Below are 14,378 nucleotides of genomic sequence, written 5' to 3' on the forward strand. Positions count from 1 at the left end.
GTCAGACGACCTCAATCACGATGACCGAGATATTGTCGGCCCCGCCACCATCCAAAGCCATCTGGACCAGGCGGTCGGACACAGTTTCAAGCGGCAGCTCTTTCAACGCCTTTTCTAGCATGGCGAAAGTCGCGTATTTGGTTAGCCCGTCTGAGCACAGCAGGAACCGGTCGCCTTGCTGCAATTCACCCCGGATCTTGTCAAGCTCAAGATCGTCCCCGACGCCGACGGCGCGGGTGATTGCGTTGGATTGCGGGTGATGCTCGGCCTCGTCCCAGGTCATCTGCCCCTCGCGCACAAGTTCGGCGACGAAGGAATGATCGCTGGTCAGCATCTGGATCTTGCCGTCACGCAGCAAATAGATGCGGCTGTCCCCGGCCCACAGCCCGACGAAATGCCCGTTGGCCAGCATCAGGCTGACCACGGTCGCGCCAATGGTCTTGCCGCCGCGCTTTTCGGCCTCGGCCCGGATCACATGATGCGCCTTGCTCAGGGTGTCGCGCAGCGTATTCAGCCGCTCTGCCGGTGGCAGACCAGGCGGGATCGAGGCTGTCATGTCAGCGATCAGACGGCTTGCGTAGTCACCTGCCTCGTGCCCGCCCATTCCGTCAGACACCAGCCAGAGCCCCTCGTCCAGCATGGCAAGAACGGCGTCCTCGTTCACCTTTCGCACCAGGCCAACATGGCTGCGGGCGCTGTATCGGACCCGGGGTCGTGAATTCATATGGGCCTTGCCTCGGTCCAGATTGCAGCGGTCAGGTTGAACAAACCTTGCATGTTTGCTCCCGACGGTAAACCTTCGCAGATCATCAGGCGCGGCACCCCGGAGATTTCGGTGCTCCAGATGCTGGGCGCGCTATATTCGCCCGCCATCAGCCCGGCGGCCAGATCGGGCAGGATGTCGCCAATCCCCTCGCCCTGGGTCAGAACCAGCGTGCTACCGGCCCGTCTGACACGCGCATCGTTGCGGCGCTGGGGTGCTGGCAACTCTTCCAACGCAGCGGAAAGCTTGTCGCGGGTCATGTCGTCTTCCAATGCGGCGAGAGCCATATCTTCCAACTGAACATAAAGCTCTGTCTCACGGAAATGATCCAAAATGGCCGAGCCTTCGGCCGAGGCCGGCGCGCTTAGTGTCAATGGAAACCGCCGCCCGACGCGATCTACAGAGGGCATCAGCACACCCAGCATCTTTTGCGGCCCTGCCAGACCGGGTGCCAGGCAGAACCGCCAGATCGGTGCGGACATATACAACCCGTCCCATGTCTCGCCCGAGGTGCTTTGCCCGTCCAGCATCCCATGCTGAATCCACTCGTCCCAGACCTGAACGAACGAGGCCGAGACATTGAGCCGAAAGAAATCGCCCACTGATGGCATCTTGCCAAACGCGCCAAAACCGGGGTGATCCATCAGAACGACTTCGGGCAGCTGAACTTGCTTAGCGCGGGAAGCGCAAAGGGGTTGAGCACCGAGCCGGATTGCAGCTGGAAGATAGCGATACGCCCGCCCACGTTGAAGATCACCTTCTTGCGGTCCGACACATTGGTGCGGCGCACCTCTGCCGCGTCCAGCAGACGGAACCAGGCCCAGGGACCGTCGCGGCTCAGAACGCTTTCGATATTGCGCTTGGCTGGTTCAAAACTGACCCGCGCCACACCGACTGGACCGGGCCAGTTGATCGCCATCGGTGTCGGCAACCCGCCGCGATGGCGAAAGTCCAGCGTCTGGCCATCGATCTCAAGCTTGACGCTTTTTGCTTTGGGGTCCAGCGCCTCGGGCATGATCTGAAACTGGATTTGCGGCTGTGGTCCGTTGGCAAAGAACGCCTCTTTGATCTCGGCGGCATATTGCATCTGTTGCAGCACCGCCGGGCTGATCCCCAGATCGGTCTGGTTCACGCCGGTTTTCCACGACCAGGGCCGCGTGCGCATATCCACGTGCTTGGCCAGTGTCTGGGTGAAGAAGCCGTCGATCAGCCCGCTGGGACCGAACAGCTTTGCGAAATCGCCCATCGCCACATCGGCGCGCGATCGGCGGCTAAACGGATAGCGATTGTCCAGTACCTGAGTGCAGAAGGGCAATACGTCAGCTTGCCAGCGCGCATTGATCGAGGCGCGTGTGCTGTCGCTGGTGATGCCGCTTGATCCTGTGATGACCTGCGTGGCCCAGCGTTCCATTGGCCCGTCGACGCGACCGGCCTCTTGCTGGAACCGTTGCAGAGCCACGCCGGATTCACCGCCCGAGACACCGCTGAACGACATCTTGTTCAGCTCCTGATAGACCTCGGTCAGGCTGCCCATCAACTGATCCAACTGCGAGGGTTGGCCTTCGGGCCGTGCGGTCAGATTGTGCAACCACTCGAACCGGTCCTGCACATAGGTGCCCGGTGGTGCGGGTGGCGGACCGCCCTGAGCTGATGCAGATTTCGCCAGCGCTTCCAGCAGGATACGGGTTTGGACGGATGTATTGGCTTGCAATTCGATGCCTGCAACCGTGCCCAGCCCTTCGCTGACCTCGGAATTACCCAGCACCGAGCGATCCTCGGCCAGCTTGGTCTCGTCCGAGATGGCGTTCAGGATGTTGACGATGGGCGAGGTCGGACCAGAAAGCACGTTGGTCACCTCAACCGCATGGCTTAGGCTTTCCATCGGGATGATATCGACATCGCCCAGCACCTGATCGTAGCGGGCGATATAATCGTTGTAATAGAGGTCCAGCACATCGCGGCTGAGCGCGGCAAGTGCCTGCTCGGTCTGCTCGGCCTCACCGCGTGGGCCTAGCACCCAGCTTTCTCCCTGCACCCGCCGGGCAACACCCAGAGCCTCGCCAAGGAAAACGTTGTTGAAGCCGTCATAGGTAAAGATGCCCTCGATCCCGTCGTTCAGCGGTCGACCAGACGAGCGGACCAGGACCCGGCTGACAGCAGGACCACCAGCATCGGTGATGCGCCATTCCGGCAAGGCCTGCGCCGCCTGACTTGCGATGATCCCGTTATAGACCCGCTGCGCCAGCGGCATTTGCGACAGGATGCCCTGCACCTGTTCGACCAGCGGACCGTTCAGGGCAATTTCTTGCATCGGCTGGGTCAGCAGCGCGTCGAGATGGTCGTTCAGGTCCTGCCGGAACTCTGCCCTGCCCCCATCGGGGAACGAGACCGACCAATCGAGGTTCATCCACTGTTTGACCAGATCCTGGTTCATCGGCCCCTGCAGGCCGAGCATCAGGTACACTTTGAGGGCTTCATAGAGCACATCGGGGTTGTTGATGTTGGCGGCCATCTGCTCTTCGAGCCGCAGCAGCAAACGCGGCAGGAAGCGCTGGTTCAGCGCGGCGCGGTAGGTTTGTGAGGCTTGGGTCCCGATCACCTCACCTTGGTAGAGGCCATAGGTCAGCTTCGGGTCCGGGCTGGGGTCAGACAGGACCGGGTTGGCAGGCATGTCGCGCAGATTGTTCAGCGCCTCGACCACCGGCACCAGATCGGTGTCGCCCACCGGGCTGGGTGGCAAGGTGGCGGCGGCGGCCTGATAGGCGCCGATGTGATCCTGCGCATCGGCGATCAGGTCGGAATTGCCGATAAAGGACCGCACCAGCAGCCCGCCAATGCCAAGTGCCGCGATGATTGTCGCGGCAATCGACACCCATTTGGTGATCTTGTAGCGCCGTTCGACCTTGTCATCGGCGCTGACCAGACCGGCCTCGCGAAAGATCACCTGATCAAAGAGCCGTGTCAGGAAATAGGACCGTCCGGTCCCTGTCCCCGACCCGATGGCCTGCCGCCCGATGCCAAAGGTGCGGGCCATGCCCAGCATCAGCCGATCGATTGGCGTGCCTTCCTGCGTGCCCGAGGTGAAATAGACCCCTCGCAGCATCTGGCGGTGTTGGTAGCGGTTGTCGTTGAACACTTCGGACAGAAACTCGCGTGCGGTCTTGCGCACGCTGGCCACTTGCACCGGGAACCCGGCAATCAGTGCACGGCGCTGCGGGTCGGTCTCGGTCTGCATCCGTTCCAACGCCTGAGAGTTCAGCCTTGCCAGAATGCCCGCGAACTCTTCGTCAAAGGCAGCCACAGGGCTGGCCTCGCCACGCGTCTTGTCCAGCGGCAGAGTAAAACCCCAGACTTGTTCGCGGTCTTCCTTGCCCAGATTGTCGTGAAACTCGGCAAATCCGGCGATCAGATCGGCTTTGGTAAAGAGGACATAGATCGGGAACCGCACGCCCAGCTTCTCGCGTAGCTCTTCCAGACGGCGGCGGATCGCCTTGGCGTTTTCCTTCTGGGTGATCTCATCCTGCAGCGACAGGTCGGAGAGCGAAATGGCGATCATCGCGCCATTGATCGGCTGGCGTTTGCGGTATTTCTTGAGCAGGCTCAGGAACCCGATCCAGGCCGCATTATCGGTTTCGGCGTCGCTTTCCTGTGTGGTATAGCGTCCCGCCGTGTCGATCAGCACCGCGTTTTCAGTGAACCACCAGTCACAATTGCGGGTGCCGCCGACGCCGCCGATGGCGGTTTTGCCCATTTCTCCGGCCAGCGGGAACTGCAGCCCGGAATTGACAATGGCGGTGGTTTTGCCAGCGCCGGGCGGGCCTATCATCACATACCAGGGCAGTTCATTGAGGTGCTTGCGCCCGTTCTTAGATTTGCGCAAAGCGGCCATCGCCTGCTTCAGCTTGCCGCGCAACTCGTCCAGTTCGCTGCCCAGCATGTCGGGCTCTTCGACGACGGCTTCGGTAATCTCTTCTTCCATCTTCTTGTCGCGACGACGGCGGATGAAGAAGACGATCATCGCGATCACGAAGAAAAACCCGAAGATTGCGCCACACCAGATTAGCCGCGACCAAAGGGAGTCAAACGGACGCCACTCTTCGCCGCCGATCATCGGGCCGAAATAATACAGCGCTCCGGCCAGGACTGCGGCGGTGAAGAACAGGACGAAATAGATCGATCGGAACAGTGGGAACAGGTATCTGCGGATGAACATCAGGTCTCCTCCTGCACCAGCAGGACTTCGATGCGCCGGTTGGCGGCTCGGCCTTCTCGGGTCGCGTTATCAGCAATCGGGTCGTTATCGGCCCGGCCCTCGGCGCTGAGCCGGGCGGGATCACTGAGCGAATTCGCCATCTGGTTCATCACCGATTTCGCTCGCGCGAGCGAGAGGGCCAGATTGGACGGAAAACGCGAGGTGCGGATCGGGACGTTATCGGAATGGCCCGCGACGATCACCTTGCCCGGCTCATCGTTCAACGCAACCGCCACGCGGCGCACCGGGTCCTCATACTTGTCCTGCAATTTGTCGGAACCCGAGCCAAACATGCCCGACCCTTTGATCCGGATGATCAGCGTATTGCCTTTCTGGAACACCTCAACCAGCCCTTCGTCGATCTCGGGCTTCAGGAATTCTACCACCTTTTCGACCTGTGGCTGTTCCTGCACCGGCTGCGGTGGCGGTGGCGGCGCGCGGCGCTGCAATTCGGCCACCGGCCCGGCATCAATCACCGAAAGCTGGCCGATCAGGTTCTCGGTCCGAGTGGAAAGCGCATAGGAGAGCCCCGAAAACTCCATGATCAGCAGCAGCGCCGTGACCGCGACGGCGATCCAGACCGGCCGCCACATGCTAAGCGCGCGATAGGGTTTGTCGACCCCTTCCCAATGAGGGGACAGATCGCGCTCCATCGGGCCGCGCTGCGCCCGGATGACCCGTGCCAAACCCTGCCGGATCTGCAGATGCTTGTCGCTGCCGCCTTGCTCGACTCGCAACCGTCCCTCAAACCCAAGAGACAGGCACATATAAACGAACTCCAGCAACTCTATGTTGTTTGCCGGGTCTTTTTCCAATCTTGCCAGCAAGTCGTAGAACCGGTCACCGCCCACGGTTTCGCGATGAAAAGTGCCGACAAGCGATTGCGTGGCCCAGACCGATTGCTCGCCCCAGGGCGTGTTCAGCACAACATCGTCCAGTGTGGCACAGAGCGCATACCGGGCGATTTTGACGGTCTGTGCCGGTATGCCCGCCTGCAGGGCAGCGTTTTCAAAGGCGCGGATTTCAGACACGACACTGTCGCGCAGCTTGTCGGGGTCCATATGCTGGGCGCGATTACGGATGCGGCTGACCAACGAGAAGAGCGGTGTCGCACAGGCGCTGAGCCGGTTCATACCAGTCATTACCACTGCTTCGGCCTCTGGCGCGGGCTGGCTTTGCGGGGCCTGCGGCTGCGGTGCGGGCGGAACCCCATATGCCTCGGCGCCGGGCGGTTGTTGCGGTGGCTGCTGGGGAGGATAGGGCTGCGCAGGCGGCACACCATAGGCCGGTTGCTGCGGTTGCTGCTGGGGCGCGTATCCCGGTTGCTGGGGTGGATAGGGCTGCTGGGGCGGGGCCATGTTGGGGTCGGGATAGCCAGGCGCGGGTGGTTGCTGTTGAGGCGCAGAGCGCCGCCCGCCGGGATTCGGGCGGATCACCGTCTTGTCCGTATCATCCGGTTCAGCAAACGGGTCCTTGTCAGACATGGGGCTATTACCTGCGTTCTTCTCTGGCCTGCGCCAACACTGTGGCGCAGTGGGCCAGTGGTATCAATTCGTTTCAGGGTCTTTTGATGTACCTTTTCGCACAACTCAGTCGTGCGGCCCGTTTAAAATTGCAGTGATATCAGTCCGGCGGCGCAACGAGGCCGCAATTGCCGTGCGCCATTTCGGCCCGTTGTCCATCGCCATTTCATAGGCTGCGGCTAATTCGTAAGGCCGCTCCTCGGCCAGAACCCGGATCAGCGCGGCAGCCTGATGCAGATCCTTGTCGGACTTGGCGCGATGGGTGCCCGTGCGCGCCGATGCGACGATCAGCTTATGCACCGCATAGCGCTCCGGAGCGGGAATACGCACCAGAACGCCTTCGCGATAGAGCAGTACTGCAGCGATGGGATCGGCCAGCAAATAATCTAGGTAAGGCAGCGCCTGCGCCCAGACACCCAGACCATCGTGATGCACCACCGCTTCGCCGCCGCGGCGCTTTGGCGTCAGGATATCCAGCACCACGCCGTCACCGGTCTCCCAGCGCACCGGGTGCGGCTCCATCGGTCCGGCAATGGGGCGTAGGCCGATCATGTCCAGCGCCCGGGTCAGGCTGGCTGTTTCATCCGCCAGCACCCGTACGGATTTTGCAGCAGCGATGTCCACATCTTCGGTCAGTGCCAGCGCATCCTCCAGCCGCACGCCAAGCTCCAATGCGTAAAGCCCAAAGGCGTGGGTGCCCGCCAGCACACCACCCTCTGCAAAAAAACTTGCCCGTTCCAATGCGTTGATCAGCTTGCCGGTCCCTGCCGTTGGCACCGGCAACCGCGCCGCCCGTAGCTGCGCCACCAGCGCGCCCGCATCGCGGTTCCAATCCTGTGCTTTGTCGTTCTCGGCCTTCAGCCGCTCGGCTTTATTGCGTATCTCTGCAGTATCCGGACCGATGCGGTGCTCGACGACGCCCTGCCCGACCCGCTGCCGCGCGACCCAATAGGCCCCGCCCTTGTTCGACACCATCAGGATGCTGCCCGGCACATCAGGCCGGGTCCTTCGCAAATGCCGGTCAAGCAGATCACGATAGGTGGTCTGGATCGCTAGGGGATACGAGTCAACCAAGTCTACCTCACTTACCTACACAGTAAATATTTTTGTGTAGGTAGCAATTCAGACCGTCTGATGAAAGGAAAAAGTGCCTATTGCCGTGCGCCGCCAAACGCGCGCAGGACGGTCCGGGTGGCGTCGACTAGTGGGTCGTGGGTCTCAGACAGGATCTGTACCCGGTCGAAACGGTCTGGGTCACGGTTCACGGCGTCGCGCATGGCTGTACCGAAGGCCATGCGCAGTTCGGTGCCGATATTGAACTTGCAGATCTTCGAGCCCTGCGCCAGCGACCGCCGCTGCGGCTCGGGCACGCCCGAGCCGCCATGGATGACCAGCGGCACAGCCGTCACCGCCTCGATCGAGCGGATGCGTGCCTCATCCAGACCGGCGGAGCTTTCCTGTTGCAGATGCACATTGCCGACCGAGATCGCCATGGCGTCCACCCCGGTCTCGCGCGCGAATTGTGCGGCCTCGCTCGGATCGGTGCCGGCCGAGGATTCGCCGCCGGAATAGCCCACAAATCCAATCTCGCCCTCGCAGGAAATGCCTGCGCCATGGGCCATTTCCGCAATTGCTGCTGTTTCGTCGATATTCTGCGCCAGGGGCTTGCGTGAGCCGTCGAACATCAGCGAGGTGAAACCGCTTTCCAGCGCTTCGCGGCATTCCTCCATCGTGTAGCCATGATCGAGATGGGCAACCACGGGCACAGAGGTTTCCTCGGCCAGATGCCGGAACATCTTGCCCAGGATCGGCAGCGGAGTATGGGCGCGGCAGCTTGGCCCGGCCTGCAGGATCACTGGCACGCCTTCGGCCTCGGCAGCGGCCACATAGGCGCACATGTCTTCCCAACCGAGCGTCACCAACCCGCCCACCGCGTAACCCTGCCGCAGCGCCGGTTGAAGCACCTCTGAAAGTGTTGCGAGTGTCATTTGAACTTCGCCACCATGTCCTTGATGCCCGGAATGGTCTCGATCTGGTAGGCATGTGTGGGCTGGAAATACTGCACCAGTGACCGCTGGGTCAGACCGCCCAGAATGGTGAAGTAATACATCTCGTACCCTGGTAATACCGAGCAAGGGTGATAGCCCTTGTCGATGCAAATCGTCGAGCCATCGACGATGTGATAGGCATCACCTGATTTACCTTCCTCGCGCTGCAGCATCTGCAGGCCAGAACCCCAATTCGGCTTGAATCGGAAATTATAGGTTTCGTCGTGGCGCGTCTCATCGGGCAGGCGGTTGGTGTCATGCTTGTGGCTTGGGAAGCCCGACCAGCCGCCCTGCCCCACGGTGAACAGTTCCGAGACTAGCAGCCGCCCGACCCTGTCCGCCTGTTTCTGGCCGAGGATATGCTTGATCTTGCGGTGGGTCTTGGTGTCGTCGCTGCCATATTGCACTAGGTCGGGCTCGCGCACATCGAAAGGGTCCAGAACCTTGTCGTATTTCGCACCTGCGATGAAGGTTTCGGTCTCCTCTGAAACGCACACGATCCGCGCCTTGGCGCCTGACGGCACATAGACGCCTTCGGGCTCACCATCCCAGACATCCTCGCCGCGATTGCCCAGGGCGGGGAAGGACACCCCCTCTACCTCGACATCGACACTGCCGGTGGCGGGCGCGATGCAGGTCTCGTATCCCGGCACCTGATATTCGAAGGCTTCGCCCTTCTTGAGCTTGACGATGTTAAAATAATTCAGCGGCACGAGCCCGTCATCAGTGTCGACGATGGGTTTGTTCTGGTTGTCAAAAGGAGGGATATGCATGTCTTGATCCTCTTATGCGGCCTCGGACGGGCCGGGATGGGATGCGATGAAGTCTTCGAGCTGGGGCGTGGTGGGCATGGCCGGCGCGCAGCCGGGTTGCGACACTACGATAGAGGCACAGGCAGAGCCGCGCAGCACCGCGTCGCGCAGGGAATACCCCGCCGCCATGGACGACAACAGACCCGCCATGAAACTGTCGCCCGCTCCGTTGGGTTTGACGGCGGTGACCGGGTAGATGCCGGTGCGGATTTCTTCGCCACCAGAGAAGGTTACAGCGCCCTCTTCACCCATTTTGTAAATGACGATCCGGCCCGATTGTGCGGCCAGTTCGCGGGCTTTGTCCAGGCCCTTTTCGATGCCACCGGCCATGAAGCCGAACTCTTCGTCATTGCCGACGATCAGGTCGCTTTCCTCGCCGGCGCGCGACAGGACCTCGGCAGCCACGTCTGGTGAGGGCCAGCTATAGGGTCGGTAGTCGATGTCGAAGATCACCGGCAGCCCGGCGGCGCGGGCGTTTTCGAACGCACGGAACGTGGCCCCGCGCGACGGCTCGGCGGCAAAGACGGTGCCTGCGGTGATTAGCGCGGTGAAGGCGCTGTAATCCACCGCATCCATATCCGCCTCGGTCACCTGAAAATCGGCCGCGCCATTGCGATAGATGACGTTCTGAAAATCTTCGATGCAGCTTTCATAGACCGCCAACGAGCAGCGTGCCTCGCCGCCCACCGCCCGGACATAGCACGTATCGACACCGTAATGCTGCAACCGGTTCACGCAGAACCGGCCCACCGCATCATCCGAGACCGAGGTGACCAGCGCCGCTTGCGACCCAAGCTTGACCAGACCGGCGCAGATGTTGGCCGAGGATCCGCCTAGATCGGCGCGAAAACTCTCCGCATGCTCGCTTTTGGTGCCGATCGGATCGGCGAACATATCCATCCCGGCACGCCCAAACACGGCAAAGCGGTTGCCCTTGATGCCTTCCAGCAGATTGCTCATCATACGCCCCGCCGTTGTTTGGAACGGCTGCTTTCCCAGTCCGCATGGGCGGCGTGCACCTTGTCGCTGTCGGTGACATGGGGCGTGCCGACCTCCCACCAGGCATGGCCTTGGGCGGTCCAGCCGTCATAGGCGTCGACTTTCATGTAGATCACATGGGTCTTGTCGCTGGCCTTGGCGCGCTTGAACGCCTCGCCCAGCTCGGTCGGGTTTGCGACGGATTCTGCGATTGCTCCCATCGCCGCCGCATGTGCCTCGAAATCGACGCCGAAGGGCTCGGGCACTGTGGGGCAATCGGCAAGCAGGTTGTTGAAGCTTTCGTTACCGGTGTTGTTCTGCAGCTTGTTGATGACCGCAAACCCGCCATTGTCCAGCACCAGTATGATCAGTTTCTTGCGGCTGAGGACCGAGGAATAGATGTCGGAATTCATCATCATGTAGGACCCGTCGCCGATGAAGACGATAGTGTCCTGATCCGGCTCGGTTTCGGATTGTGCGATACGCGCGCCCCAGGCACCCGAGATCTCGTAGCCCATACAGGAGAAGCCAAACTCTACATCCACCGTGCCGATATCCAGCGTGCGCCAGTTGGCGGTCACCTCGGCTGGCAGCCCGCCCGCCGCCGCAACCACGCGGTCACGCGGATCGCACAGCGCATTCACCACGCCGATGGCCTGCGAATAAGAGTTGGGGCGGTTCCCAAGGGCCACGTTCCCGGCGACATAGTCGTCCCAGTTCTTGCGTTCGGCTTTCGCGAAACTGGTCCAACTGCCCGGCGCGCTGTAACCCGACATGGCGCTTTTCAACGCGTCGAGCGAGCGCTTCGCGTCACCCACAACAGGCAGCGACATATGCTTGCCAGCGTCATGGCGCGCGGCATTGAGAGAGATGAAACGCGCGTCTTTGGCGAAGGCCGTCCAGGAGCCTGTTGTGAAATCCTGCAACCGTGTGCCGACAGCCAGAATCACATCCGCTGCTTCTGCCACGGCATTGGCGCTGTCCGATCCGGTCACACCTATGGGGCCAATATTCAGCGGATGAGTGTCCAGCATGTTGGCGCGTCCCGCGATGGTTTCGACCACCGGGATCTGGTGGGTTTGGGCAAAGGATGTCAGCTCTGCCACTGCCTTGGAATACTGCACCCCGCCGCCCGCGATGATCATTGGGCGTTCGGCGGTTTTCAGCAATTGGACAGCGGCGGCAAGTTCCGCCTCATCCGGGGCCTGACGGCGAATGCGGTGGACCTTCTTCTCGAAGAAGACCTGCGGGTAATCATAAGTCCAGCCCTGCACGTCCTGCGGCAGCCCCAGAAATGCCGGGCCGCAATCGGCGGGATCCAGCATGGTGGCAATCGCCGCGGGCAGCGACTGGATCACCTGCGCCGGATGCGTGATCCGGTCCCAATACCGGCTGACCGCCTTGAAGGCATCATTTACACCCAGTGCCGGGTTCCCGAAATGCTCCAACTGTTGCAGCACCGGATCGGGCAGCCGGGTCAGGAAGGTGTCGCCGCACAGCATCAGCATCGGCAGTCGGTTGGCATGAGCCAGCGCGGCAGATGTCAGCAGGTTGGTCGTGCCCGGCCCGGCAGAGGCGGTGCAGAACATGAAGCGCTGCCGCAGCCACTGCTTGGCATAGCCTGCGGCTGCGAATCCCATGCTTTGTTCATTCTGGCCACGATAGAGCGGCAGTTCATCCTGAACACCGTGCAGCGCCTCGCCCAGACAGGTCACGTTGCCATGGCCAAAAATACCAAAGCCGCCGCCGCATAAACGGTATTCCTGCTCGTCGATTTCGATGAACTGGTTTGTCAGCCAGCGGATAATGGCCTGCGCGGTGGTCAGGCGGATCGTATCGTCGCTCATCTGTTGGTTCCCTCAAAACGATGCGGGCGCAGCAAGTCGGTCGAATGCCACTTGCGCAGGATCGATTCCGAGGATACTAATTTTGCAACCGGTTGCAAACTGTATTTGCGCAAAGGTGGGAACGGCCATGGCAGAAATTGGTATCGGCATCGTTGGTGGCGGCTATATGGGCAAGGCACATTCGGTTGCCATGGCCGCCGTTGGGACAGTGTTTGAGACGCGTCTGCGGCCCCGGCTCGAGATGATCAGCGCCAGCAGCCCCGACTCCGCCGAGCGCTATCGTCGCGCTTTCGGTTTTGCACGGGCTACCCATGATTGGCGCGTGCTGGTTGAGGACCCAAAGGTCGATGCCATCATCATCGCCACGCCGCAGACCCTGCACCGCGAAATCGCAGAAGCCGCATTTGCCCTCGGCAAGCCGGTGATGTGTGAAAAACCCATGGGCACCTCGGTGGCTGAGGCTCAGGCGATGGTGGACGCCGCCGAGGCCAGTGGGCACGCCAATATGGTTGCCTATAATTACATCCGCACCCCGGCCAGCCAGTTTGCCCGCAAGTTGATCGCCGATGGTGAAATCGGTGATGTTACCTGGTTCCGCGCGGAACATACCGAGGATTTCTATGCTGATCCGCAAGCTCCCGCCACCTGGCGTGCTGAAGGCCGCGCCAACGGCAATATGGGTGATCTGGCTCCGCATATCCTGAATGCCGCTCTGGCGCTGATTGGTCCGATCCGCTCGGTCATGGCCGATATTGAAACTGTCCACGCCGAACGCCCAGGCGGCGCCGTGACCAATGACGATCAGGCGCAGATCATGTGCCGGTTCGAAAATGGTGTGATGGGACACCTTTATATCAGCCGCGTCGCAACAGGGCGCAAGATGGGCTATGCCTATGAAATATTTGGTACAAAAGGCTCCATCCGCTTCGATCAGGAAGATCAGAACGCGATCTGGCTCTACCGCGCCGACGGGCCCGAGGCAGAACGCGGTTTCCGCAAGATCCTGACCGGGCCTGCGCATCCCGATTACCTGCCCTTCTGTCAGGGGCCGGGTCACGGCACCGGCTATCAGGATCAGATCATCATCGAGGCGCATGATTTCCTGAAGGCGATCGAAACCGGTCAACCGGTCTTTCCGACCTTTCGGGACGGTCTGGCAGTGAACCATGTCATCGAAGCGACCTGGGCCTCGTCCAAGACGCGATCTTGGCAAGATGTTGCAACGCTCTGAGCATCCGAAAGGCACCAATATGAGCATAAGAATTGGCAATGCACCCTGTTCATGGGGCGTCGAATTTGCGGATGATCCGCGTAATCCCCACTGGCAAACGGTGCTGAAGGAATGCGCCGAGGCCGGATACAAGGGCATCGAACTGGGGCCTGTCGGCTTCATGCCGGAAGACCCGACACAGGTCGCCGATGCATTGGCCCAGCATGACCTGGAGCTGATTGGCGGCGTTGTCTTCCGCCCCTATCACGATCCGGCGAAATGGGAGGATGTGCTAGATGGCACCCACCGCACCTGCAAAGCTCTCGTGGCCCATGGTGCGCAGCATCTGGTGCTGATCGATTCTATCTCGGAACGCCGCGCGCCCACCGCCGGGCGGGTGCAAGAGGCCGAGCAGATGGATGCCGCCGAATGGGCAGCTTATCGAGACCGCATCGCGGAATCCGCGCGGATCGGGACCGAGGAATACGGGCTGACCGTGGGCATCCATGCCCATGCGGCGGGCTTCATGGATTTCGAGCCCGAGCTCGAAAGGCTGCTGGATGAGGTGGACGAAAAGCTGCTGAAAATCTGTTTCGACACCGGCCACCACTCTTATGCAGGCTTTGACCCTGTGGCCTTCATGAGCCGCTATGCCAGCCGGATTTCCTATATGCATTTCAAGGATATAGACCCGGTTGTTAAAGCTGACGTGATCGAGAAACGCACTGGTTTCTACGATGCTTGCGGTCAGGGTATCTTCTGCAATCTGGGCGAGGGCGACGTTGATTTCCCAGCCGTTCGGCAAGTGCTGCTAGACAACGGGTTTAACGGCTGGTGCACGGTCGAACAGGATTGCGACCCGACGATGGATGTGCGGCCGATGGATGATGCCCGCGCCAATCGCGAGTATCTTGAATCGATCGGTTTCAGGTAAGGAGCAGGTAG

11 protein-coding genes are annotated in these 14,378 nt (G+C 61.1%); 2 read left to right on the plus strand and 9 right to left on the minus strand.

Going from position 1 to position 14,378, the window contains the following annotated elements; all coding sequences use genetic code 11:
- Position 1: 1 nt before the first annotated feature.
- The 9 genes from AB1E33_RS05660 to iolD all read right to left on the minus strand — a co-directional run bounded on the left by AB1E33_RS05660 (position 2) and on the right by iolD (position 12,223).
- Positions 2-724: a PP2C family protein-serine/threonine phosphatase gene (locus AB1E33_RS05660; protein ID WP_372576285.1), complete on the minus strand. Its 723-nt coding sequence runs from the start codon at positions 722-724 to the stop codon at positions 2-4.
- Positions 721-1,407, minus strand: coding sequence for a type VI secretion system-associated protein TagF (gene tagF, locus AB1E33_RS05665; protein WP_372576286.1), 687 nt, complete (start codon positions 1,405-1,407; stop codon positions 721-723). Before tagF ends, AB1E33_RS05660 begins: the two co-directional genes overlap by 4 nt.
- Positions 1,407-4,976 carry a type VI secretion system membrane subunit TssM gene (gene tssM / locus AB1E33_RS05670; RefSeq protein ID WP_372576287.1) on the minus strand — a complete coding sequence of 1,190 codons (3,570 nt, stop codon included), beginning with the start codon at positions 4,974-4,976 and terminating at the stop codon, positions 1,407-1,409. Before tssM ends, tagF begins: the two co-directional genes overlap by 1 nt.
- Positions 4,976-6,499: a type IVB secretion system protein IcmH/DotU gene (gene icmH, locus AB1E33_RS05675; RefSeq protein WP_372576288.1), complete on the minus strand. Its 1,524-nt coding sequence runs from the start codon at positions 6,497-6,499 to the stop codon at positions 4,976-4,978. The genes tssM and icmH overlap by 1 nt, the downstream gene beginning before the upstream one ends.
- Before the next feature lie 105 nt (positions 6,500-6,604).
- A complete protein-coding gene (locus AB1E33_RS05680; protein ID WP_372576289.1) occupies positions 6,605-7,612 on the minus strand; it encodes a GSU2403 family nucleotidyltransferase fold protein in 1,008 nt (335 codons plus the stop codon).
- 77 nt (positions 7,613-7,689) lie between these two features.
- Entirely contained in the window at positions 7,690-8,526 is an 837-nt protein-coding gene (locus tag AB1E33_RS05685; protein ID WP_372576290.1) for a class II fructose-bisphosphate aldolase, read from the minus strand.
- Positions 8,523-9,359 carry a 5-deoxy-glucuronate isomerase gene (locus tag AB1E33_RS05690; RefSeq protein WP_372576291.1) on the minus strand — a complete coding sequence of 279 codons (837 nt, stop codon included), beginning with the start codon at positions 9,357-9,359 and terminating at the stop codon, positions 8,523-8,525. Before AB1E33_RS05690 ends, AB1E33_RS05685 begins: the two co-directional genes overlap by 4 nt.
- A 12-nt stretch (positions 9,360-9,371) precedes the next feature.
- Entirely contained in the window at positions 9,372-10,358 is a 987-nt protein-coding gene (gene iolC, locus AB1E33_RS05695; RefSeq protein ID WP_372576621.1) for a 5-dehydro-2-deoxygluconokinase, read from the minus strand.
- Positions 10,358-12,223, minus strand: coding sequence for a 3D-(3,5/4)-trihydroxycyclohexane-1,2-dione acylhydrolase (decyclizing) (gene iolD / locus AB1E33_RS05700; protein ID WP_372576292.1), 1,866 nt, complete (start codon positions 12,221-12,223; stop codon positions 10,358-10,360). Before iolD ends, iolC begins: the two co-directional genes overlap by 1 nt.
- Positions 12,224-12,350: 127 nt before the next feature.
- On the opposite strand from iolD, the gene AB1E33_RS05705 reads away from it, so the two are divergent.
- Both AB1E33_RS05705 and AB1E33_RS05710 read left to right on the plus strand, forming a co-directional pair.
- Positions 12,351-13,454: a Gfo/Idh/MocA family protein gene (locus AB1E33_RS05705; RefSeq protein ID WP_372576293.1), complete on the plus strand. Its 1,104-nt coding sequence runs from the start codon at positions 12,351-12,353 to the stop codon at positions 13,452-13,454.
- 19 nt (positions 13,455-13,473) lie between these two features.
- The gene (locus tag AB1E33_RS05710; RefSeq protein WP_372576294.1) at positions 13,474-14,367 is read left to right on the plus strand and encodes a sugar phosphate isomerase/epimerase family protein; all 894 of its coding nucleotides are present in this window, start codon (positions 13,474-13,476) and stop codon (positions 14,365-14,367) included.
- The last annotated feature ends 11 nt before the right edge of the window (positions 14,368-14,378 follow it).

This window comes from Ruegeria hyattellae (assembly GCF_041537925.1).
Taxonomy (GTDB): domain Bacteria; phylum Pseudomonadota; class Alphaproteobacteria; order Rhodobacterales; family Rhodobacteraceae; genus Ruegeria_C.